This window comes from Flavobacterium noncentrifugens (assembly GCF_900100375.1).
Lineage (GTDB): Bacteria > Bacteroidota > Bacteroidia > Flavobacteriales > Flavobacteriaceae > Flavobacterium > Flavobacterium noncentrifugens.
On record NZ_FNEZ01000003.1, the window covers coordinates 234,448 to 258,694 of the forward strand.

Annotated in this window: 16 protein-coding genes; 4 read left to right on the top strand and 12 right to left on the bottom strand. The window is 41.2% G+C overall.

All coding sequences use genetic code 11. The annotated features are described in order from the left end of the window. The first annotated feature begins 25 nt into the window (after positions 1-25). The 3 genes from BLS32_RS10635 to lepB all read left to right on the top strand — a co-directional run bounded on the left by BLS32_RS10635 (position 26) and on the right by lepB (position 5,139). Entirely contained in the window at positions 26-2,581 is a 2,556-nt protein-coding gene (locus BLS32_RS10635) for an RCC1 domain-containing protein (RefSeq protein ID WP_091395303.1), read from the top strand. A gap of 375 nt (positions 2,582-2,956) precedes the next feature. After that, complete coding sequence (locus BLS32_RS10640) at positions 2,957-3,415, top strand: GNAT family N-acetyltransferase (RefSeq protein ID WP_091395306.1); 459 nt, start codon at positions 2,957-2,959, stop codon at positions 3,413-3,415. A gap of 122 nt (positions 3,416-3,537) precedes the next feature. Next, positions 3,538-5,139 (top strand): signal peptidase I, encoded by a 1,602-nt coding sequence (gene lepB / locus BLS32_RS10645; RefSeq protein WP_091395309.1) that lies wholly within the window; start codon positions 3,538-3,540, stop codon positions 5,137-5,139. An 87-nt stretch (positions 5,140-5,226) separates the two neighbouring features. On the opposite strand, the gene BLS32_RS10650 is transcribed toward lepB, so the two are convergent. After that, on the bottom strand, positions 5,227-5,898 hold the full coding sequence (locus BLS32_RS10650) for a porin family protein (RefSeq protein WP_091395312.1): 672 nt from the start codon (positions 5,896-5,898) through the stop codon (positions 5,227-5,229). 340 nt (positions 5,899-6,238) lie between these two features. Here BLS32_RS10650 and BLS32_RS10655 point away from each other — a divergent pair, with 340 nt between their 5' ends. After that, the gene (locus BLS32_RS10655; RefSeq protein WP_091395315.1) at positions 6,239-7,015 is read left to right on the top strand and encodes a T9SS type A sorting domain-containing protein; all 777 of its coding nucleotides are present in this window, start codon (positions 6,239-6,241) and stop codon (positions 7,013-7,015) included. Between the two features lie 233 nt (positions 7,016-7,248). On the opposite strand, the gene BLS32_RS10660 is transcribed toward BLS32_RS10655, so the two are convergent. From BLS32_RS10660 to BLS32_RS10710, 11 genes are all read right to left on the bottom strand, one after another. Further along, positions 7,249-9,555, bottom strand: coding sequence for a chondroitinase-B domain-containing protein (locus BLS32_RS10660; RefSeq protein WP_091395319.1), 2,307 nt, complete (start codon positions 9,553-9,555; stop codon positions 7,249-7,251). Between the two features lie 112 nt (positions 9,556-9,667). Continuing rightward, a complete protein-coding gene (locus BLS32_RS10665; protein WP_091395322.1) occupies positions 9,668-11,572 on the bottom strand; it encodes a sialate O-acetylesterase in 1,905 nt (634 codons plus the stop codon). Positions 11,573-11,959: 387 nt separating this feature from the next. Then, positions 11,960-12,628, bottom strand: coding sequence for a bifunctional 4-hydroxy-2-oxoglutarate aldolase/2-dehydro-3-deoxy-phosphogluconate aldolase (locus BLS32_RS10670; protein ID WP_091395325.1), 669 nt, complete (start codon positions 12,626-12,628; stop codon positions 11,960-11,962). Between the two features lie 10 nt (positions 12,629-12,638). Next, positions 12,639-13,661: a sugar kinase gene (locus BLS32_RS10675; RefSeq protein WP_091395328.1), complete on the bottom strand. Its 1,023-nt coding sequence runs from the start codon at positions 13,659-13,661 to the stop codon at positions 12,639-12,641. Between the two features lie 19 nt (positions 13,662-13,680). After that, complete coding sequence (locus BLS32_RS10680) at positions 13,681-14,436, bottom strand: SDR family NAD(P)-dependent oxidoreductase (protein ID WP_091395331.1); 756 nt, start codon at positions 14,434-14,436, stop codon at positions 13,681-13,683. Positions 14,437-14,468: 32 nt separating this feature from the next. Further along, positions 14,469-15,743, bottom strand: a complete 1,275-nt coding sequence (locus BLS32_RS10685; protein WP_091395333.1) for an MFS transporter — start codon at positions 15,741-15,743, stop codon at positions 14,469-14,471. A gap of 155 nt (positions 15,744-15,898) precedes the next feature. Beyond that, the gene (locus BLS32_RS10690; protein WP_091395336.1) at positions 15,899-16,606 is read right to left on the bottom strand and encodes a FadR/GntR family transcriptional regulator; all 708 of its coding nucleotides are present in this window, start codon (positions 16,604-16,606) and stop codon (positions 15,899-15,901) included. Positions 16,607-16,760: 154 nt separating this feature from the next. Continuing rightward, positions 16,761-18,110: a RagB/SusD family nutrient uptake outer membrane protein gene (locus BLS32_RS10695; RefSeq protein ID WP_170227558.1), complete on the bottom strand. Its 1,350-nt coding sequence runs from the start codon at positions 18,108-18,110 to the stop codon at positions 16,761-16,763. A gap of 10 nt (positions 18,111-18,120) precedes the next feature. Further along, entirely contained in the window at positions 18,121-21,189 is a 3,069-nt protein-coding gene (locus BLS32_RS10700; RefSeq protein WP_091395341.1) for a SusC/RagA family TonB-linked outer membrane protein, read from the bottom strand. Between the two features lie 441 nt (positions 21,190-21,630). Further along, positions 21,631-21,984: a cupin domain-containing protein gene (locus BLS32_RS10705; protein ID WP_091395343.1), complete on the bottom strand. Its 354-nt coding sequence runs from the start codon at positions 21,982-21,984 to the stop codon at positions 21,631-21,633. A gap of 10 nt (positions 21,985-21,994) precedes the next feature. Continuing rightward, positions 21,995-24,244, bottom strand: coding sequence for an alginate lyase family protein (locus BLS32_RS10710; protein ID WP_091396096.1), 2,250 nt, complete (start codon positions 24,242-24,244; stop codon positions 21,995-21,997). Positions 24,245-24,247: the final 3 nt, after the last annotated feature.

The following is a 24,247-nucleotide window of genomic DNA, read 5'->3' on the forward strand; positions in this document are numbered from 1 at the left end:
CATTAAACGAAGCTATCAAACAATTATGAAAAAATTCTATCTTTTATTTTTATCGGTTTTCAACATCGTGGCATTTGCCCAAACGTATGATTATACGTTGTACCATCCAAACAATTCCGGGATCACATCGGCAAATATCAACGATATCAAAATCGATTCGGGCGGCGCATTATGGCTTGCTACTTACGGAGCACTCACGACGTTTAACGGCACTGCATTTACGAATTACACCACTGCCAATTCCCAAATCCAGGCCAGCGACCTGAAAAAAATTACCATCGACAACCTGAACAGAAAATGGATTGCAACCGGAGAAAACGGCGTGATTCTTTTTAACGGATCGATTTTTATAAACTACAGAAGCACCAATTCTCCACTTCCCAATAACGTAATTAATGACATTGCCGTTGATAATTTAAACAATGTCTGGATTGCGACATATAGCGGATTGGTCAAATTTAACGGCACAACCTGGACAACCTACAATACGACGAATTCTGAGATTTATTCAAATACTGTAACCTCTGTTGCAACAGACAGCAACAACAATGTATATCTGACATTGAATGGAATTTTAATGAAATTCAACGGAACTGCATTTTCGATTATTGGCGACCAGGCTTATAAAATCCATAAAATCGCAAACAATGATTTGTATGTGACTACGCAGCAGGGCGGCTATTTAAAGTATACAAATGGCGAAGTTTCAGATGGCCAGTTCTACAACAATTCCTGTATGCTCGACTGCCAGATTGAAGGCATCGATGTAGACCAGAACAATAAAGTATGGCTGGGTTTTTCGCGCGAATGTGCCAATGGTGGTTTGCAGAATTTCACCGATTGCCACAACTACATTCCGGCTGTTGCAGGAGCCGCTTTTGACTATGTGAGCTGCCTGAAAGTGCAAAATTCAAGCACGATTTGGGTTGGGACTTATGAAAACGGACTTGTAAAAATGAGCCTGCATACTTCAGGAACGACTTGCAACGCGCCAACCAATCTTTCCGTAACGAACCTGAATCCGACGTCTGCCACGTTCAACTGGACTGCAGCATCGCCTGCGCCAAACGGTTATGCTTTTGTTTATGCAAACACTAATAATTTTGGAAGCGGCATTACCGGATATACGACATCGACATCTGTTACAGTTGACGGCCTGAACCCAAATGGGGATTATTACTGGTGGGTGGCTTCCGATTGCGGAACAAGCCAAAGCGAATGGACAGCAGGAGGATTTTTTCCAACACCGCAAGTTCCTGCGCCTGTTGTATGTTATCAGAAAGTAAGCGCCGGAAGCGACCACAGCATTGGGCTAAAAACCGATGGAACGCTTTGGACATGGGGAAGCAACAGTGCCGGGCAATTGGGCTTCAGCACAACGATTACTCAAAAAAATGTACCAACACAGGTTGGTGCCGCTTCAAACTGGCAAAACATTACCGCATCAGGAAATGGGACTTATGCCATCAAATCTGACGGAACGCTTTGGGCCTGGGGAAATAATAATTTCGGGCAATTGGGCGACGGAACAACGATTAACAGAACGACTCCAACACGAATTGGCACTGCGATCAACTATGCAAATGTCGGAATCGGACAAAATCATACCGTTGCTGTTAAAACAGACGGAACAATCTGGGCCTGGGGATGGAATTCTTCAGGACAATTGGGCGATGGTACGACTACAGACAAAACATCGCCGACACGCATTGGAACTGCAACCAACTGGAAAAATGTCAGCGGTGGAAGTTTGCATACTGTTGCCGTGAAAACCGATGGTACGCTTTGGACCTGGGGATCTAATAGTTCAGGCCAATTGGGTGATGGAACAAATACGAACAGAAATATTCCTACGCAAATTGGAACTGCAACCAATTGGGATACTGTTGCTGCCGGTGGCGAACTCACTGTAGCCAGAAAAACCGATGGCTCGCTTTGGGCATGGGGAAATAACAACAGCGGCCAATTGGGCGACGGAACCACTGTAAATAAAAATGTTCCCACCCGAATTGGAACCGGCACGAACTGGCAAACTGTAGAGGTTGGGATTTTTCACGTCTTGGCCGTAAAAACAGACGGCACGCTTTGGGCTTGGGGACGAAATGCTTACAGCCAATTGGGTGACGGAACGGAAACCAACCGAACAGTACCAACGCAAATCGGCATTGCAGCCAATTGGAAGGGCATTTCCGGTGATGCATTTCATAGCCTTGGTGTAAAAACTGACGGATCTGTTTCATCCTGGGGTTATAATTTTAGCGGCCAATTGGGTGACGGAACAACCACTGACAGGACAATTCCAACAGCAATTGCCTGTGCTTCTACTTTAGAAGTTGACAATTTTGCTGTGGCCAATGAAATGAAAGTATATCCGAATCCTGTGAATGATGTTTTAAATGTTTCTTTTGATGCTACAATCAGCAAAATCACCATTTACAACATGCTTGGCCAGGAAGTGATTGCAAAATCTGTAAATGCCAAAGAGAGCAAAATCGATGTTTCGGCTTTGCATTCAGGAACTTATTTTGTAAAAGCGGATGCAGGAAATCTAGTGAAAACCTTGAAAATCATTAAAAGGTAAAACAAGCTTCAGACAGAAATTTCCACAAATTACTTCGTGTAATTCGCGACTAAAAAAATGAGCCAGTCCGTCAACACAGTATTTTAGGAAAAAACTCTAAATAAATCAAATCCCAAATTCTTCGTTGAGTCTGGGATTTTTTTATAGGATTTTGTTACATGGCAGAAGTAAGCATTCATGCCGGGGAAGGCTTTGAAGAAGGCAGAAAAACCAAAGAAGATTGGGATAAAAAATCGTGGCGCCAAGGAAATTAAATGATACACTGTAATATCAGTCAGAATCTTCAAACTACTAGATATCAATGTGTGAAAAATCGTGAATTCGCATTAAAGAAATAAACATTTCGTTAGATTTACTTCGACCAATGCCACAAAAATGAAAATTGCCAAAGCCTTTCCTTCAGATCACAGAATTCTATCCGATATTACTTTCAAAGGAAAAACATATTGGAATTATGATGCAGCTCAAATGCAAAACTGGAAACCCGAACTGACTATTGCTTCAGAATACATCGAAGCCCATGAAACCTATAAACTCATCGTTGAAGAAGAGATCGTTGGATATTATTCATTCGTTGAAACGGATAAAAATACCATAAAGCTCGACAATCTTTTTTTGCTTCCGAAATGCATCGGTTTGGGATATGGCAAATTTTTGATGAACGATTTTCTGAAAAGAGCCACAAAAACATCCGCCACAAAAATCATTTTAGATGCTGATCCGAATGCCGAAAACTTTTACAAAACCTTCGGATTTCAGACCTACAATAAATTGGAAACTTCGATAAAAGGCCGTTTTCTGCCACAAATGGAACTCGATATTATGCCATCTTAATTCCTTTCGAAGCAATACAAACTTTTTAACGGCTGATTCTGATCCAAAAAAAAATTAAGTTGCGCTGTAACGAATTGCTGATTGTTCACACCTATTGGACATTATCAATTAAATCCTGGCGCATGACATTTTTCGGGTGGTTTCTCTTTTTTCTTCTGATCCAGATCATACACTTTTTGGCAACCTGGAAATTATACCTAAAAGCCGGCCGCAAAAGCTGGGAAGCACTAATCCCAATATACAATGCCGTTGTATTGATGCAAATCATCAACAGGCCGAAATGGTGGGTCATTTTGCTGTTTCTACCCATTATCAACCTGATCATGTTTCCGGTCGTTTGGGTCGAAACCATCCGAAGCTTCGGGAAAAACAGCAAAACCGATACGGTACTCGTCATTATAACTTTTGGGTTTTACATTGCTTATTTAAATTATAATTCTGAAAAACTGCACTACATCCCCAACCGCGACACCAATCCGAAAGCCGGGATCCAGGATACGATAAGTTCGCTTTTGTATGCGGTTATTTTTGCGACGGTCATTCACACATATTTCATGCAGCCGTTTACGATTCCGTCGTCATCACTCGAAAAATCCCTGTTGGTTGGCGATTACCTGCTGGTTAGCAAAATTCATTATGGCGCCAGGGTTCCAATGACAACTGTTGCGCTTCCGATGGTGCATGATACGATTCCGCTGTTTAAAAAGAAGTCCTATCTGTTTAATGACAAGCTTTCGGAAAACGAAAATTCCTGGGCAAACAAACTGCAATTGCCGTATTTGCGGTTGCCCGGATTTCAGGAAATAAAGCGCAATGACATCGTTGTTTTCAACCAGCCGGCCGATACGCTGTTAGACATGAATAATTTTTCACCCGACCGGAATTATTACAAACCGATCGATAAAAAGACCAATCTCGTAAAGCGCTGCGTTGGGATTCCCGGTGATGTTCTGGAAGTGAAAGACGGCAATGTTTACATCAGCGGAACATTGTCACAGCTTCCCGACAGGGCAAAATTGCAGTTTGCTTATGCGATCAAATTTAAAATGCAGCCTTCTTCGTATGAGCAGATTTCAGCTATTTTAAAAATGTATGACATTACCGACGGCGTTGGTTTTGACCCTGAATCCAGTGTTTACTTTGTACAGGCTACTGCCGAAAATGCAGCAAAAGCGCGAAACAATCCGTATATCGAAAGCCTTGAATTGAAGAAAACCCCGAAAGGCATCCGCGATTCGAAAATCTTTCCGCACAACTCAAAGTACGCTTGGAACACCGATTTCTTCGGGCCAATTTACATTCCGCAAAAAGGAAGAACGATTCCGCTCAATGTTGATGTGCTGCCGCTTTACAAACGCCTGATCACGACTTATGAAAGGCATCGATTGTCGGTAAAAGGGAATGATATTTTTATCGACGGAAAGTTGGCAAAAAGCTACACTTTCCAACAGAATTATTACTGGATGATGGGCGACAACCGTGACAATTCGATCGATGCGCGCTTTTGGGGATTTGTACCTTTTGACCACGTGATCGGAAAGCCGGTTTTCATCTGGCTGAGCATCGACAAAGATGGCAAAGGCCTTAATAAGATCAGGTGGGAACGCATGTTTACTACGGTTTCGGGCGAGGGAAAAGCAGTGTCGTTTTTCTTTTATGTTGTTGGCGCGTTGGCCGTTTATTTCGGATATAAAAAATACCGGAACAAGAAAAGCACCAATTAACATCCGATAAAAATCCAAACCAAATTGCTGTATCGCATAAAAAAAGGCATCCCAATCAGGATGCCTTTATACATTTAAAAATGTTTGTTAGAATTTATATCCCAAACTGATCTGGAACACCTGGTTGTGTAATCCGTCAAAACCAATGTCGCCACTTTTGTTTGTATCGTATAATTTTGTAAAACCGTAAGTGTAACGGCCCGTTGCGAACAATCCCATTTCAGTCTGAAAAGTCAGTCCGCCCGCTACGCCAACGTCAAATTTGTTAGGCTCAAATCTGGTATTGGTAAGATCAATATCTCCGTCGTTAGAGTTTGGATTAAAGTCGAATTCATCATTGACAAGGTAACTGAATTGCGGCCCAACGTCGATGCTTAACCCTTTGGTTACGTAGATTTTTGCTAAAACCGGCACGTTGATGTAATCCAGTTGTACTTCTGCATTGTCACCATCACTACCTTGAAGGTTTTTGACATCAAAGCCTTGTCCACTGTAAAGTGCTTCTACTTGTACCGAGAACACATCAGAAACTGGAATTTCTGTAAATACACCTGCATGGAAGCTGGTTCTTGATTCCGGGTTTTCATCCCCGCCAACCACGTTCGCAAAGTTCACCCCACCTTTCACTCCGAAAGTAACCGATTTGGATGCTGTATTGTCTACTTTTGCTGGCATATTGCCCACATTATCCTGAGCAGTAGCAACTGTTGCCGTACCTACAAGCAATAATGCAGACACTAAAATTTTAATTGATTTCATAGCATTTTTTATTTAATTGTTAGAGTGTCAAAGGTATTTATATACCATGCATGCATAGTATTAAGATATCAGGATAATTTTACACGATTTAAATAATTCTCATTGATTTCTAACAATTAATGCTTATTCAGTATAAAATGTTAATTTTTTTACGCAAACGTTGGTAATTGTGCAATTTTTGACGTTACTGTCTGAAAAACAGCAATTTGATTTTTCCCTTTATTGGATAAATATTTATGGATAAAAACCACATACCACCTGTTTGAGATTGTGTAATTCAAAATATTGAATATTTTTGTGAGCATTTTAAGAAACTTCAACGCTGATAACAAACTGAAACATGAAAAAAACTACCCGATTAAAATTAAACCCTTACAATTCTCTAGTCATGCTGATTGGGATCTTATTCCTTTCGATTTCTAATAACAGCTCGGCACAGTGTGTCGCTCAATTATTGGACGGAACCAGAAATTCAAATGGCAATGGCTACCGTTGGGCCGATGCGTTCTTAGCACCTTGCAGCGGAAAGCTTGAATATGTGCAGTTTTATGCAGTAACAGATGGAAACATAGCAGCAGGAACACTGAAAGTATATTCGGGGCAAGGCGTAACTACAACACCGATCTACACTCAAAATTACGGATCGATGGCGGTAACCGCAGGTGCACCAATCCGGGTTGACCTCACAGGCGATGTAAACCTTACTGCAAATAGTGCCTATACATTTGAATTGTATATAAGTGGTGTTAATATCTATTATTATCCTTCATTTTCAGCTTATCCCGGAGGTGCCGCTTACCAAAACGGTGTTGGAAGTTACCAGCACAATTTCAAGCTGAATGTTATCGGAACGCCGCTTGGAACGGAAGCACTCGAAAGCAACACGGAAATTGCAGTTTACCCAAATCCGTCAAATGGAATCTTCCAAATTCAGGTTCCAAATCCTAAAAAAACAGCTGTAGAAGTTTACAACATTCTTGGTGAAAAAATATTTGCGACAATTTCAGATCAGCAAAAAACCATCAATATGAATCTTTCAGGCAAACCACAAGGAATTTACACCGTTAAAATAAGTGATGGAGAAAATACGGCGGTGCGTAAAATAACGATTCAGTAAAACTCTAAGTATTTAATTTTTATACAGATACGATCATTCCCAAACTTTTCATATTTTAGGTTCGGAAAAAATAAAAATGTAAAAAATATGAAACAGTGAAATTATTTGGAATTTTTTTTATTGGGTTGTTGTTCCCAATTGCGATCACGAGTTGCAAAAATGAATCATTGCAAGACCATAAATCATAAAAAAGCCGCTGACGAATCAGCGGCTTTTTATTTTGCTGATCTTTATCAATACATCATTTTCAATTTCAGGTTTTGCTCTGTTTTAAATTCACCCGAATTTTTAACGGTGTTGTCTTTCGGCTCCTGCTTCTTTTCACCCCAAAACACTGCGATTGCTTTCACGGGATTGTTTGAAAAAGTGTTGTTTGTAATCCCAACCTGAATGATCCCACGCGTTTTGATCAAAATCCCGCTTGGTTCTAAAGCACCGCTATTGCTGACCAAATTGTTCTGAAAAACCAGGTTTCCACCAATGGTCGATTCGTCATAACCGCCGCGGTAATAATCCAGGACGGCATTCTGAATGTTGTCAAATTTGGAATTCCGGATGTAAACAAACTCGGCGTTGTATTCGCCCTGATCGTCATTTTCAGATGCCAGGCTTATACCGTTCTTACAGTTTTTGATAACCGAATGGTCAATTGAAATCGTATCGGCAAATGAATCTTTGAACGCCTTCAAAACAAAATCAAAACCGCTGATTTCGGTATTTCTGATTTTCAGGTTGTAGGCCGAAGCCATATCTTTTTCTTTGGTCGCAAAAGCATTTTGGGTGTTTTCTCCTTTAAGATTTAGGTTTTCTACCGTCAGGTTTCCGTTAGGCAACATTAGGAAAATCGATGAATTTGCTTGCCCTTTGTACAAAATAACCGCAGCCTGTTTCTTATCTTTTGACCTGATCGTAATCGATTTGTCGATAACCAATGAATTGCCGAGGTTGTAAATTCCTTTTTTCAATTCGATCACATTTCCCGGATTGGCTTTAGAAACAGCTTCAGCCAATTCTTTTTCAGAACTGACGGTGATTGTTTTTGATACCGTTTTTTTATTTTCATCAGAAAACCAACTGGCTCCAAAATCTTTCTTGTCGAGCTGTCCTTTGCTTTTGTCAACCGGAAACACCATCGCTCCAATAGCACTCGAATTTGCGCGTTTTTTTCCGAAAAGGTCTTTCTGGATGGTTTCAAAATCAAATCCTGAAAAGACATCAGATTGATTTGAAGTCGGAACATACAGCCAATCGGATTGTTTTGTCATCGAAAAATCTACGGTTTGGATCGCGTCTTTAACATCGCTGTTGTTTGGGCCGTTCATCACATTATTTTTGAACAAAACACCATCGACTTTATCATACGCTTTTATCGGAAAATCATTCGCCTGCTGATTGAAGATCAGATTGTCTGCAACAATTGTCCTGAGCGGCCGCGCCGAACGGATTTCCTGCAACGGCAACACCTCTTTTTTATCCATATTTGCGCCCACGCTAAACTGCCACGGCGCCACACAATCCACAAAAGTGTTGTAAGCAACCACAACATCGGTCACTTGGTTGTAACGATTTTGGGGCGATTTCGGCACGCCGTTCATGACTGCCAGCGCACTTCTGAATTCCTTGCCTTTGATCTTATAAAAATAATTATTCGTGATCCAATGCCCGGAATTGATCACGCGGATACCGCCCATGAAATCTGACGCGTCGTCGCCAATGAAAAAATTCCCGTCGATCGTGCAATAATTCCCATGTCTTAAAACCAGCGATCCTTCGGATTTGTAAAAAATATTATTTCGGAATTCATTGTTGTTTGATTTGTTCGAAATGACTTCCACTTCGCCGTCGCAACGTTCAAAAAGGTTGTTCGACACATTGGTAAAGCCTGGCGCCATTGACGTATAACTGTCGCCCAATTGAATGGTTTCCCCATGTGGCCCGCCTTTTCTCGGCCTCGGCCCAAAATGGTTGTTGACGATCTGGTGGTAATTGTTGGTGTTTTCATTTCCTGCCAAACTCACTAAAATCGTTGGCCCGGAATTCGATTTTCCTGCGATATAACAATGGCTGAGTTCGTTGTTTCGGCCCCAGAATTCAATCCAGTGGTCTTTCTTGCTGCGGTTGGATTGGGTGAAGTCTTTGATGACACAATCGGTAACTTTGCAGTGGTTGGCAATCGTGGTTGAATCCAGTCGAAAGTCGATAACGGTTTTCGATGGCGTAAATCCGTTTTTGAAATACAAGCCACGGACTTCCAGGTATTTTCCACCGATTTTTAAATCGGAAATGCCTTCAATAGTAACTTTTCCAGGCGTTTCTGCACGTAAAATAATCGGAGCTTCATTGGTTCCGTTTCCGAAGAATTTGATTTGGATATCTTTCCAAATGCCATTCGCCAGAATGATTTCAGTTCCCGGAACGGCATTTTTAATTGCGGCATTTAATTCATCCGGATTGTTGACCTTAATGTCATTTTCTCCAATTCCGAAAGAAAAAAAAGCGAAAACAAAGCTTAGTAACAACATATTTTTTATCAGTTTCATTTTTCTAAAATCAATTTGTTTGTTATCATTTTTTGAAACATTAAGGCATTGAGATTCATTGAATATTGTGTTTGCTTAATGAATCTCAATACCTAATGGTAAATATTTTATTTTAAAAATGATCTGTACGAAATGGCGGCGTAGCCAATCCATCTTTGTTAAAAAGCATCACTTTTCCCGGTGCATCGTACCATAAATAGCGGACTTCCTTTGGATTAGAAACCTTTTCACTACTGACTTTTACAGATTTGAAATCATTTTGCAACACCGCAGTAGCCGTATAGAATTTTTGATCGGAACCGGCAACCATAAACCCGCTGATTCCAGATTTTGATGTATCACCAGCAAAAGTCCCGTTTTTAAAAGAAACGATTATCGCATTTCCGTCAGCTTTAATTTTATCAAATACAGGTGCCGAAGAAGTCTCTTGTTTATTACCATAAGTGAGGTTTCCGGCAATTGTGGCCATTCGTTTTCCGACAACCTGTTTGTGGATCGGATGGATATTGTCGTCGGTGCCAACGTCGATCAAAACCGCCATTCCTGTATTTGGAAGTTCGAGCGCCTTTGCCTGCGATTCGCGCACCAAAGGCCAAAGCTGTTTTTGGTTGGCAAGATTTGGCAATTGCGCAAAAATAAACGGATAATCTGCATTCCATTTTTTACGCCAGTCGGTGATCATGTCTTTAAATAAACCGGCATATTCAACCGCATTTTTCATGTTCGATTCGCCTTGATACCAAATGATTCCTTTAATTTTGATCCCAAAAAAAGGCGCAACCATGCCGTTGTATAATGAAGTCGGATAAATGTTTGGATGTTGCCTGAGCGGAACTTCTTCAATCGTTTTGGTTCCGATTTCGTATTTCCATTCTCCCGATAAATCGATTTTACCAGAAGCAGTTTCCAGATACAAAGCCGCGGCTGCACTTCTGAATCCGCCAATATCACCAGTATTTTTGATGCGCATTGTTATTGTATTTTTTCCGACTTTAAATACATCTGCCGAAACTTTATAAAAACGATCTACATCTTTGACATCGCTTTGCCCGACAATTTTTCCGTTGATGTAAGTCACATCTTCATTGTCAATCCTTCCAATGCTTAAAAGCAACTCTTTTTCAGATAAGTCTTTTTGGGATATTTCGAAAGTCCGGTTCACCCAAACCACGCCGTCACTCGGAGTAATTTTAGCCGTTTCCCACAAAGTCGGCACATTCATAATTTGCCATTTTGTTTTGTCGTACGAATCCTGGAACCATTTTTCGGTTGTTCCAATATCGAGTTTATCGGCTTTTTCTTCCCAGGCTTTGAAGTCTTTGTCGTATTTGGCAAGCAATTCAGGAAAGTTGATGTTTTTCATTTCGGCAATGACTTTTCTGGCCGATTCGTGTTTGCCCATAACATCTTCGCCCATCCAGTCTTCAATGCGCGTTCCGCCCCAGGATGAATTGATCAATCCGATCGGCACTTTATATTCCTGATATAAATTGCGCCCGAAAAAATACGCAACAGCCGAAAAACCTAAAGCACTTTCAGGTGAACAGGTTTTCCATTCGCCTTTTTCGATGTCTTTTTGCGGCGTTCCAGCCATCGTTCTTGAAACCTGGAGCAGTTTTATTTGATCGTAATTGGCTTTAGAAAGCTCTTCTTTTCCGTTTAAAGCGTCTTCGAGTTTCCAGCCCATATTGGATTGTCCCGAACAAAACCAAACGTCACCGATGTAAATGTCATCGAAAGCAATTTGGTTTTCTTCGGAAATTGTCATTTTGTATGGGCCGCCGGCTGGCAGTTTTTCGAAATCAACGCTCCATTCACCATTAGAATTGGCTTTAACCAAAAGCGTTTTATTGTTGAAAGTGATCTTTACGGTTTTATTTACATCGGCCCAGCCATAAATCGTGATTGGCGCATCGCGTTGCAGCACCATGTGGCTGGAGAAGAATTTGGGCAGGGAAACTTTGGCCAGTATTGTCCCGGATAAAAGCAGTAAAACTATGGATAGAAACTGTTTCATAACATTTAAATAAAATTATTTCTTTGTAAAAGGCAATCGATATAGAGCGAGAAGTATTTGTTTTAAAAAAATTACTGGTAAAACCTACACAGGATAAAACCATTAAGGCATTAAGATTCATTAAGTGTTGCGTTGTCGTAATAAACCTTAATGCCATAATGGTAGAAAAAAATGTAGACTATCAAACATATAATGTATATCGTATTTTAATAACTGTCTGATTAAAAATAAAAAATCTGACTTCGTCCAAACAAAGAAATAAAGGCTTTTCCTCAGAGCAACTCCTATTCTTAAACATAGAATGCAACTTCTACTAATACAAAATAAACTCATGAATTGCCACTCCTATGAAAAAGCCCTATTTCCGTCCAAACTAACTTAAAACACTTATTTTTTTAAACTTTTGATGATGTCGATGCATTCGCGGGTCAGACTTTCAATTTTTGAGAAATCGAAATTTCCGTCTGCATCTGCTTTGATCAATTTTGAACCGATCCCAACGCAGCTTGCGCCTGCATCGAACCAGCTTTTGAGGCTTTCTGCTGTTGGCGAAACACCGCCGGTAGGCATAATCGTTGTCCACGGTTGCGGTCCTTTGATGCCTTCGATAAACTTTGGCCCATAAATATCTCCGGGAAAAAGCTTAATGATCTCGCAGCCCAGTTCTTCGGCTTTTGCAATTTCTAAAAGTGATCCGCAACCTGGCGACCACAATACTTTTCGTCTGTTGCAAACGATTGCAATGTCTTCGCGCAATACCGGAGTCACTATGAAATTTGCACCGAGCAACATGTACAAAGAAGCTGCCGCTGCATCGGTTACAGAGCCGACGCCGAGAATCATTCCTGGCAATTCGGCAATTGCATATTTGTTCAATTCGGCAAAAACTTCATGGGCAAAATCGCCGCGGCTGGTAAATTCGAGCAGCCGTGCGCCGCCGTCATAAACAGCTTTCAATAGCTTTTTAGCAACTTCGGCGTCTTTGTGGTAAAACATCGGCACCAAGCCTGTTTCCTTCATGACCGTTGCGACTTCTATTCTTGTAAATTGTGCCATTTTATGTTTTTTATCGGGATACTTTTCCTGAAAAATCACCCGAAAGCAATTTTTCAACTTCTTCTTTTGTCACCAAATTGTAATCGCCTTCAATCGTATGTTTTAAGCAACAAGCTGCAACTGCAAAGTTTAACGCACGTTGTTTGTCAAACAGCTCTTCTGAAAATCCGTAAATGAGTCCGCCCATAAAAGCGTCGCCGCTTCCTACACGATCGACTACCGGCGTAACTTCCTGAACTGCTGCGTTGTATATTTTTTGTCTGTCGTATAAAACACCGCCAATCCTTTGATGAGACGCGCTGACGGAATATCTTAAAGTCGTTGCTGCCGTTTTTAAATTCGGGCAAAGTTCAAAAATCTTGTCGTATAATTTCGGCAAAGACGCTTCGTCCTGATAATCCGGATTCGCTTTTTCAATGCCCAACATGAAATAAGCCGTATCGATATCGCCTAAAATCAGGTTGCTGTATTGCAGCATTTTCGGCATCACTTCATGTGGTTGCTTGCCATATTGCCACAGTTTTGAACGGTAATTTAAATCGGTTGAAATCGTTAATCCGAGTTCGTGTGCCATTTCAATAGCTTCTAAGCAAGCTTCAGCTGCGCTTTCAGAAAGTGCCGGTGTGATACCGCTCCAGTGAAACCAATCGGCATCTTTGAAGATTTCCCTCCAATTGATCGTTCCTTTTTGGATCGTTGCCATCGCGCTGTTGGCACGGTCGTAAATGACATTACTGGCACGTGTGCTGGCTCCGGTTTCGAGGAAATACAATCCGAGGCGATCGCCACCTAAAACTATATTTTCCGATTTGACATGTAGCTTTCGCATTTCCTTGATCGCCGAATGCCCGAGTTCGTTGTCGGGCAATCTGGTGATAAATTCGGCGTCGAGGCCATAATTCGCAAGCGAAACAGCTACGTTAAATTCGCCACCTCCATAGGTTGCTTTATAAGACTCGGCCTGGGAAAACCTCAGAAAACTCTGGGTGGACAAGCGGAGTAAAATTTCACCAAAAGTGACTACTTTTTTCATTTTATTTCTGTTTGGATAATTAGCTGAATGCCAATCCACCGTTGATATCGATATTATTTCCGGTTAAGAATGACGCTGCATCTGAGACCAGATAAGCCACCACATCTGCTACTTCTTCTGCTTTTCCTTCTCTGCGCAAAGCAGTTCCGGCAGCTACGTTTACACGCACTTGGTCTTTGGTAAAATCATCGTGGAAACGCGTGGCGATCATTCCTGGATTCAATGCATTGACGCGAATGCCCTGTGGGCCGAATTCTTTTGCTAGTGATCTGGTGTATGTCATCACCGCACCTTTTGAAGCCGCATACATTGATGCGCCAGGGCCGCCGCCGTCTCTTGCTGCCTGTGAAGCAAAATTCACGATTGAAGATCCTGAAACCAGGTAAGGTTTGAATGCTTGCGTTACTAAGAACACCGATTTAAAATTGACATTCATCAGTAAATCATAAAAATTTTCGTCCATTTCTTCGATGGTTTTGCGGGCGAAAAGTCCGCCGGCAACATTAACGAGAATGTCAACCTGTTTTCCGAAAGCTTCTGTCGTTTGGGCAACCATCACATCGATATCGGCTTTTTTAGTCACATCTGCGTAAGCGGCAATCGCTTCTCCACCTGCATTTTTTATCTGGGAAACCGTTTCATTGGCATCGTCAACATTGTCAAAATAGTTCACCACGACCTTTGCGCCTTCCGACGCCAGTTTGATTGATACGGCACGGCCAATATCACGCGATCCACCAGTTACAACTGCTACTTTTCCTTTTAACTTGCTCATTTTTTTATTGTATTTGAAATTATGTGTGTTATTTAAAATTTGTGTTCTACCGGTTCAATTTTTTTGATAAAAAACAGGATAGAAAGTATGGCCAGCGGCGCTAATATGGCGATGATGATGAATGCTGGCGTGTAAGAAACTTTTGTAATTTGCGGAATCAGCCAGTTGATAATGATGACAGAAAATGCTCCGATCGTTCCTGCAAAACCGGCTAATGTTCCTACTGAAGGGCCTTTGAATAAATCGCTTGAAAGCGTTTGTAAATTTCCGATGGCGAACTGGAATCCGAAAAGTACAATCCCAACGATGTAGATGAAACTCATTGAAGTATCGACGAGGAAAATGATGGCTAAAAGTCCAATGAAAATCAGTGCGCAGCCAATTCCAATGGTGATTTTTCTCGCCGCATCAACCGATTTCGTTTCCATTAATTTGCCGCAATACCAGCCACCGACAAGGCTTCCGGCCATTCCGCCTAAATAAGAAATCCAGATCGTAGAACCGATTTCGGCAATGCTGAAACCGAATTTGGAATGCAAATACAAAGGCATCCAGCCTACGAAAAGCCACCAGATTGGTTCTATAAAAAAACTTCCTACGATAACGCCCCAGGATTCACGGTGCTTTAAAATCTGTAAAACACTCAATCCTTTTTCTTTTTCGTTTGATTTTTTGGCGTTGTCTACTTTGCTGCTGGCAACGATTAAATTCAATTCTTCTTCAGTAATCCACGGATGTTTTTCGGGTGTTGCTTTGTTGATGATCAGCCACGGAATCACCCATAAAATTCCGACTACTCCTATGATAATGTAAGTCGATCTCCAGCCGTAATGCCCGAATAAAAAGGCTATTAAAACCGGTGCGATGACGCTTCCTAAAGAGGCTCCGGCATTGAAAATTCCCTGTGCCATCGCGCGTTGCTGGATCGGGAACCACTCGCCATTACTTTTTACTGCGCCCGGCCAGTTTCCGGCTTCACCCAATCCGAGAATCCCGCGAAATAATGTCATTGAAAACAAGCCTCGGGCTACTGCATGAAAAGCTGAAGCCAATGACCATACGACAATCGAAACGGTAAAACCCAATCGCGTTCCGATGATGTCGTATAATTTTCCTGATAGAAATTTTCCGGCTGCATACGTGATCATGAACACATTGAGCATCACGGCATAATCGGATTCGTCCATGCCGAGGTCTTTCCCCATTTGCGGCCACATGATCCCGAGTGCCGAACGATCGATGTAATTAATGACCGTTGCGAAGCATATCAGTGTGATGATCCACCATCTTAATCCTTTTATTTTCATGGTTTAAATTTTGGCTTATCTGAATAAAAAAAGCAAAAAAATCCTGTACCCTGTGTTTTTTAACAAGGTGAAATTGGTATTTTAACTAAAGAAAAGCAATTGTTTTGTATCGATTAGTTATTGAATTTAACCGATCTTTTTATGGTACAACCAACTTAAATGTTGTAACAATATTCATATAATAGTTTGAAATGCTCTTTCATTTTTTGTTTTGCAAGCTGCGTGTCCTGCGCGATGATCGCTTCGTAGATCTCCGTATGTTCTTTAATGATGGCCAAACCGTCGTTTTCCTTTTTATCGCACACGTGGTACTTTTCAAAATTGGTCAAGATTTCTGGCGTAATGATCAGCATCAGGTTGTTCATCGTCGTGTTTCCGCTGGCTTTAGCAATGGCGAGGTGAAACAATAAATCTTCCTGCATCGCGTCTTCTCCTGTCAATATTTTCTGGATGAAAGCGTTTAATGCTTTTTTGATCTGCTGCAAATCATTGTCGGTTCTGCGTTTTGCTGCAAGTCGGACGGTTTTGAGTTCGAGTAAAATCCTGGTTTCTACCAATGATTTAAAGTCGGAACCCTTCAATTCGAGAATGTCATCAATGATTCCGTTCATTGCAATGACTCCGATGTCTGCAACGAAAGTGCCGCTTTGAGGAATCGATTTTAAGATGCCGTAGAATTCCAGTTTTTGAATCGCTTCGCGTACGCTGCTTCGGCTGACTTCAAACTTTTCAGACAGCATGCGCTCAGACGGCAGTTTGTCATTTGGCTCCAAATTTTTGAAATTGATGTAATCCCTGATTTTTGAAATGATCCCATTCACCACTTCCTCATTGTCTTTTTTAGTCAGTACCTCTAAATTCATTGCTGTAAATTTAAATTCAAAATTTGGTTAACCAGATTGGTTTGACAAAAATAGGAAAAAATAGCTTTCATTATAAAATAACTGTTCCCACATTGATGCAATAAAAAATATATTAAAATGCCGACTGTAATCTAAGTCACAGCCAGCATTTTTATTAATTGTATAATGGATTCTGTACCAGGATTCCGCTGCTGACGTTGATCTGCGTTTGCGGAATTGGCAACAATAAATCTTTCGGTGCCTGAAAAGTCACTGAATAAGCAGACAATACCGTTTCTGCCTGTCCGAAACGGATCAAGTCATACAAACGTTGGTTTTCATAAGCCAGCTCTGCCCTTCTTTGGTTCAGCAATTGTGTTTTTGTAATTTCAGTACTCGTCACTGGAGCAACAAATGCGCGGTTGCGGACTTTATCATAATAAAAGATCGCTTGTGCATCGGTTGTCGAATTGGCTGTTCCCATGACCGCTTCGGTGTACATCAGATAAATATCGGCAAGGCGCAACACGATCCAGTCGTTTCCTGACAAACGCGGTGCGGCAGCTGTGTTGACCCATTTCCCGTTTTGTGCTGGTGTGGTCTGGTTGATGTTTGTCAATCTTCTTGTATCCAATGGATCGGCGTTCATAAATGTTGCAAAATTTGGCGTTACATAATTCAGTCCGCCAGCAACGGTCATATTGTAGGAGAAATCTTCGCTTTCCGTAGAACTGTCTGCGGTGTATGGAATTGCAAATAAAATTTCATTGTTTTTCTCCACATAAAAGACATCACGATAATTGGCGCTGAGGCTGTATCCTGTATCGCCTACCAATGCTGTCAGCAGCGGCAAAGCATCGCTGTATCGATGCTGTGTCATGTATACTTTTGCCAGAATTCCCTGAGCGGCTTGTTTGGAAGCGCGCCCAAAAGTTGTAGCTGATTTTAACGGCAGATTTTCAATTGCTTCTTTAAGATCGCTTTCAATCAATGCATAAGCGGCGGCGGCCGGGCTTTTTGCAAAATAACTTTTATCTCCAATTCCGATAACTTTATCGATAACCGGGATATCCCCGAAAGCGCGAACCAGATTGAAATGCGACAAAGCCCTTGCGAATTTCGCTTCTCCGATATAGTTCAACTTTTTGGCTTGGTCAGCCATCACATCGATATTTTTCAATACGACATTGGCACGGTAAATAACATTGTAGTTCGCACTCCAATAGTCGTTTACAACCGAATTTGTTGGCTGGACTTCAAACGTTTCCAATTGCTTGAATTCGCCTTCACCCAAATTTGATTTGGCATTGTCAGAACGCATTTCGGTTAATGTAAATTCCCGCAACGGCACAGCCTGCAGTCCGTCATAAATTGCGATCACTGCACCAAGAATATCAGAATCGTTGTTGAAAAACTGTTCTTCTGAGATGGACGAAATCGGAACCAATTCTAAATCGTCTTTCCCGCAGGAAGAGGCAAATCCTGCCAGCAATAGTGCTAAAACTGTATATTTAATATTTCTCATGTTCTTTATTTTAAAATTCAACATTTAAACCAAAAGAGATCGTTTTGTAAATTGGCGCTGCACCTCTTTGGTATCCGTAAGTCGTTGGCGTGGTTGGCAAGGAACCCGGCCCTGATGAAGGCATAATTCCTTCGGGATTGTATCCATTGTAGTTTTTAGCCATGATGTAAACCAGGTTTTGAGCACCTGCATACAATCTTAATTTTGTGAGGCTCATTTTTTTAACCAGTTCACCATCAAAAGTATACCCTAAGTTAATGTTTCTCAAGGCTACATAAGACGCATCCTGGATGTCATCTGTGGTAAAAATTCTTTCTTTAACAAGCGCTGCATCCGGGAACGACGGAATGTAATCTGCATTAGCATTGAATTCATTTTGCAGGTACTGAGAATCTACATTTCTGACTTCGGCACCGTGTGAACCCTGGACCATGAAACTGAAATCGATATTTTTATACCTGAAAGTATTGTTTAAACTCCATACCAAATCCGGGTTTGGATCTCCTAAAATTTGTCGGTCATTCGTATCGATCTTGCCATCGCCGTTGATGTCTTTCACATAAATATCCTGTGACTGCACGTTGATTGGATATAATGGATTTTTGATATATCCAGGCTCGATTTCGTGGGTGGCGACATATCCGTAAAATGAAGATATCGGATGTCCTTCAAGCGCGATCCATTCTGCCGGGCGTTTTGGGTCGATCACGCTGATCAATCCGCTTGCTCCTGCAAAATCAAGCAACGTATTTTTGTTGTGCGTAAATAATGCTGAAGTGGTCCAGGTGAAATTCTTGCTTTTGAAATTTGTAGAACGCAATTCCAATTCAAATCCTTTGTTTTCCACTTTTCCGCTGTTTACCAATGCCGTGTTGAATCCGGTAACGGCAGGAATCGGAAGGTTTAATAGCAAATCTTCGCTTCTTCTGACATAATAATCGAATGAGATTCCGAGTACGCCTCCAAAAATGCTTGCATCCAACCCTAAGTCATATTCTACGAGTTTTTCCCAACCCAAATCCGGGTTTGAAATGTTGCTTACATTGTAACCGTTTGCCGTTCCTGTTAAGCCTGTGCTGATTGGATTGACCATGCCAAGGTGTGCATATTCCCCAATTCCAGAGTTGCTTCCTGTAGCACCGTAGCTCGCTCTTAATTTCAATTCCCTGACGAATTTGCTGTTTTCAAGGAATTTCTCGTTTGAAATTCTCCATCCAATCGATGCAGCCGGGAAATATCCAAATTTTTTATTCGGGCCAAATTTCGAGCTTCCATCTGCCCTGAAACTTACTGAAAACAAATACCTGTTGTCGTAAGCATAATTTACCCTTGAAAGGTAAGAAACCAGCTTCTCATCTGTTTGTGTCATGCTTCCGCCGCCTGTACTTACGTTTGCTGCAGGAATGGTTGCAATGTAATCATTGGTATAACCTGTACCTCTTAAACTTACATATTCGGTATCCCAGTTTTCCATTGTGAAACCGGCAACTGCCGAAACGTTGTGTTTACCAAAATCATTGTTGTAGCTCAATAAACTTTCCGCAACGGTATGTCTTCTTTCAGTTGAATTGTAAGAAGATGAAGCATCACCGGCATAATTTAAAGTCGCTTTCGTACCCATTCTGTTCTCTTCTTTGATCATTCGGTAATCGCCTCCAAAAGACTGTTTGAAATTCAAATGATCCGTAAAGTTGATTTTGAAATAAGAGTTTCCGAAAATTTTCGTCTGCATGACTTCATTGTCGCTTTCCACAACGTAGGCGTATGGGTTTCCATCGCCGGTTACATTAATCGAAGTGGTTCCGGTTCCTGGTGTATCGGTTGTCAAATCATAATTTGTAAAGAATCGCTCTTCGGCATAATCCCCAATTTTTACATTCGGAAAAGTGACCGGATTTACAAACTGGATCGAATGCGCATCCAAACGGATTGGCAACCACGAACTCTGGCGGATTGCGTTGATGTTTGAATTGGCAAAAACCCTTTGTTTCGTGTAAGAAGGATTCAGCATTACGCCAAACTCTAATTTTTTGACTTTAGTATCTAAGTTTAAGCTGGCATTCAGTTTTTTGTAATTGTCGGTCAATTGCACGCCTTCGTCGTTGTTGTATCCTAAAGTAGAACGGAATTTTGTGTTTTCAGTTCCGCCGCTGATCGATAAACTGTGATCGGTGATCGTACCGCCGTCATACATTACTTCTTCCCAATTGGTATAAGTTCCCAATCTTGCAATCATCGCCATCTGAGGCGTTAATTCGCCATTGTTGTTTTCACGAACATGTTGCGCCCATTTTTCAGGTGTTGATAAAATATTGGTCCTCGGCACCGATTTGAAACCCATATAAGTATTGTATGAAAATTTCGTCGGGCCTTCTTTTCCTTTTTTGGTTGTGATCATGATAACGCCATTCGCACCACGCGATCCATAGATCGAAGATGAAGACGCATCTTTTAAAACTTCAACCGATTCTACTGTGTTCATATCGATACTTCCGAGGAAATCGGCATCGTTGCCCACGGCCACTCCATCCAAAACGATGAGCGGACTTCCGGCAAATGAAATCGATCCTTGTCCACGCACTTTAATTGTTGGCGCGCCACCGGCTGTTGGATTGGTCTGTTGGATATTGACACCCGCAACCTGTCCCATCAACGCATCATCGACACGTGAAACCGGGATCTGATCCAAATCTTTGTTGGTCACTTTAGAAATCGAACCAGTAAGGTTTCCTTTCTTTTGCGTTCCATAACCTACGACTACGACTTGCTCCAATTGGTTTGAGCCGTCTGCCAAAGTAATGTCTAGCGATTTCTGGTTTGTGATTTTTACTTCCTGGGTTGCGAAACCCATGTATGTAAATTGAAGCACATCGCCTGGGGTAACCGAAATGGCATAATTTCCGTCAAAATCGGTTTGCACACCAACCTTCGAACTCGTCACCATGACATTCACTCCCGGCAGGGAGGCTTTGTCTGAACTTGAAATTACTTTACCTTTTAAGGTATAACTGCCTTGGGCAAATGCAGCAACATTAAACAGTAAAATAACAATCAATGAAAGTTTAATCTTAAAATTCATAATTACATTGTTTAGTTTATAATGTTTGGTTTTTGTTGGTCTCAAATTAAGATTTAATCTGAAGTGGTATTTTTTTTAAAATGTGTTTTGAAACATTTTATTTGGTTTTCCAAATTGGATAACCAGTTTGGAAAACCAAATATAGTTTTCTTTTTAAAATAAAAAAGTTAAAATGAATTTTTTTTGCCGAAAAAACTATTGATGCTGTTTTTTTAAACTGATTTTTATCAGAATTCGATAGGAATACAGAAATATTGTTTCATAATAACCAGAAAAAACGATTTCGTTAAAGACCTGTAATTGTTGGTATTTACAACGATATAGTTTGATTATCCCGATACCAAATCATTACTGGAAAGGTTAAAATAAAACGTTGGATCTTTCAAAACAAATTCTATTTGCTCAAAAGATCCAACGCTAAATGATAATTGACTACTGATATTATACCGATTTCATGAAGTCTTCCCGAATCGGACTAAAAACATCAATAAGGATTCCGGCTTCCAAACATTTCGCACCATGCCAGACATGTGGTTTGATGTAAAAACAATCACCGCCTTTTAGGATTTTTGTCTCTTCTCCTACCGTTACTTCAAATTCCCCGCCAACAACATAAGTCACCTGCGCATGGTAATGTTCGTGCATCGGCCCGATTCCGCCTTTATCAAACGATACATTTACGAGCATGATCGTATCGTCATAGCCCATGATCTTGCGTTTTACGCCTTCGCCAACGGTTTCCCATTCAATTTCATCCCCAATCAGGAATGCGGCACTTGATCCAAAAGTTTGCATAATTTATTTTTTATTTATTTGTGGTTTTATAATAAACGCCTGTCCATTTATAAGTCTTGTCTTTTATTTTTAGCTGATGCTTTTTAACGGCGCTATTGTCTTTTGTCGAAAACAGCAATAAGGAAGAAACACCCGACTTATTTTTTATGTTCACTCCTATATAATAAGGATCTTCGTAAACGATTTCCAATGTAGCAATGCTACTCGAAGCATTTACTGCCGATTCCGTAACGGTACTGTAACTTCCGTGCGATTCCAGTACCGATACAAACGTGGAATTTTTCGCGTTCTTTTTCCTGAAAATAATTCCCGGATCGCGTCGCAAATTAAAATTCGGGTCGTTTGCTCCTGTTCTGACAAATAAGACTTCGTCGTTTGGATGTGTTACAGCAGTCAATGTGTAAAAACGTTCCTCATCAAGCCATGAAATTTTTGCATTCGGTTCAGATAAAGTTGCCGAAGCTTCTTTCCATAAATGCTGGTATCCATTCTTTTTTCCGAGCGGCTCAAGCGATTTCGGAGTTTCCAACGAAAAATTCTCCGACATCAATTGCCCGAAATAATAAAACGGCAAATCATATTGGTTGGCAGTTTTAGAATCGACTTGCATGATGTCGAGCAAAAAAGGCCTTTCAAATCCGTCTTCCTGGATCAGCGCCATCGTTCTGTGCAGCGTAGTTCCCGGATAGGCATTATTTTCCTTTGCGCTGATAATTTGTATTTTCGGATTGGATCCGTCATAAAAATATTTCTCGGAAGCGAATTTATTCCCGGTTTCAAAATCGCCGTTAAAATGTGACGTTTCGTTTTGGATCAGTGTATTGTGTGCGATCGTTTGCTTCGCCCAGGTGGTATTTTCTTTCAGGTAATTTCCGCCGCCTTTTTGTTCGATGTTGACAAACCGCGCCAATCCATAATCCTGCAAAATTTCGGTAGCGTTGTGATAATACGAAAATGAAAGTTTGTCATAATGGCCGTGGCTCAAACCCTGGGCGGCATATTTCATGACTAATGTCAGTTCGTCATTGCCTGTTTTATTTCGTATAATGGCGACGCCGCCCTGTTTACCATCGGTTCCATCCGATAAATCAATGGATTTTTTTTCGAATGGCTTGGCCAATTTGTCCCTGATGCCCAATGCCACAGCAATACCGGGGCTATTTAATGAAACGCGGGCTTGTTTTTCGGCAATCGACAACAACGACGGATCTTTTCCGCCAAACAAATACGCGATATCCACAGCCGAAACCAATTCACGCGAATAATACGACATGCCTTTTTGCCCATCGTTCAAAGGAAAAAATTCTCCGGCCGAATTCGTTAGGTTCAATAAAGCATAAACCGATTTGACCAAAATCCCTTTTTTATATTCGAAAATCTTCAGATCGGGCTTGTTGTTCTGCAGCGCTTCGGCAAAAATCAGGAATGGATACATCGCATACCTTTGATAATAAGGACCTTCAGTATAATAGCCATCAGGAGAAAACGGTTCGTCAACATTGGCTAAAAAGCCTGTCTTTTGTCCTTCTTTTCTGATCAATCCGCCGTCGCTGTCTTTCATTCCGGGAGGCAATCCGTCATTTTTCAATCCGTTTAAGGCACGATCTAAAAGTTCGTCGTCATGCAACACCAAAGCGATCATCCCAACAGCTACATTTCCCCACGTACTGTGGTTGTGTACGCGGTTGAAAAATTGCGGCGACCCGATCGAAATAAAATCGGCAAACGGCCTGAACAAATCTTTTTCGAGATGTGCGCGGTCGGTTGGCGAAATAAAATCATACACACAATCGTAAGCCTGGCTCACATAAACCAGCCAATTCGAATCGTTCAGTGCCTGCCAGAAAATTTTTCCACGTGCATAAGAACGCTCCTGCGGATGCAAAGGCAGCGTTGGGTATAATTTGGCATAAGCCAACAACATATCACGAACGTAAACCGCATATTTTTCATCTCCCAAAATCTGGTACAAAACCCCAGCTTTTTCCATGATCAGGAAATTTCGTTTGTGGCGTTCGTGTGTATAACCTCCGGAAAAATCTTTCGGTATCGGGACTTCGATTCCCAGCGCAATTTCGGCATCAACTTCAAATTTTACATCGGCTAATGAAGCGTCAAAAAGCGGTACTTTTCCCAGTTGCGCCCGGATGTCCTTTACGCTTTGCGGAGTGAGCACCAAACTCGGATGCTCCTGCGCAACTGCCATCTGAAACAATAATAATAAACCGAATGTTGATTTCTTGATAAAAGGGATTTTCATAAT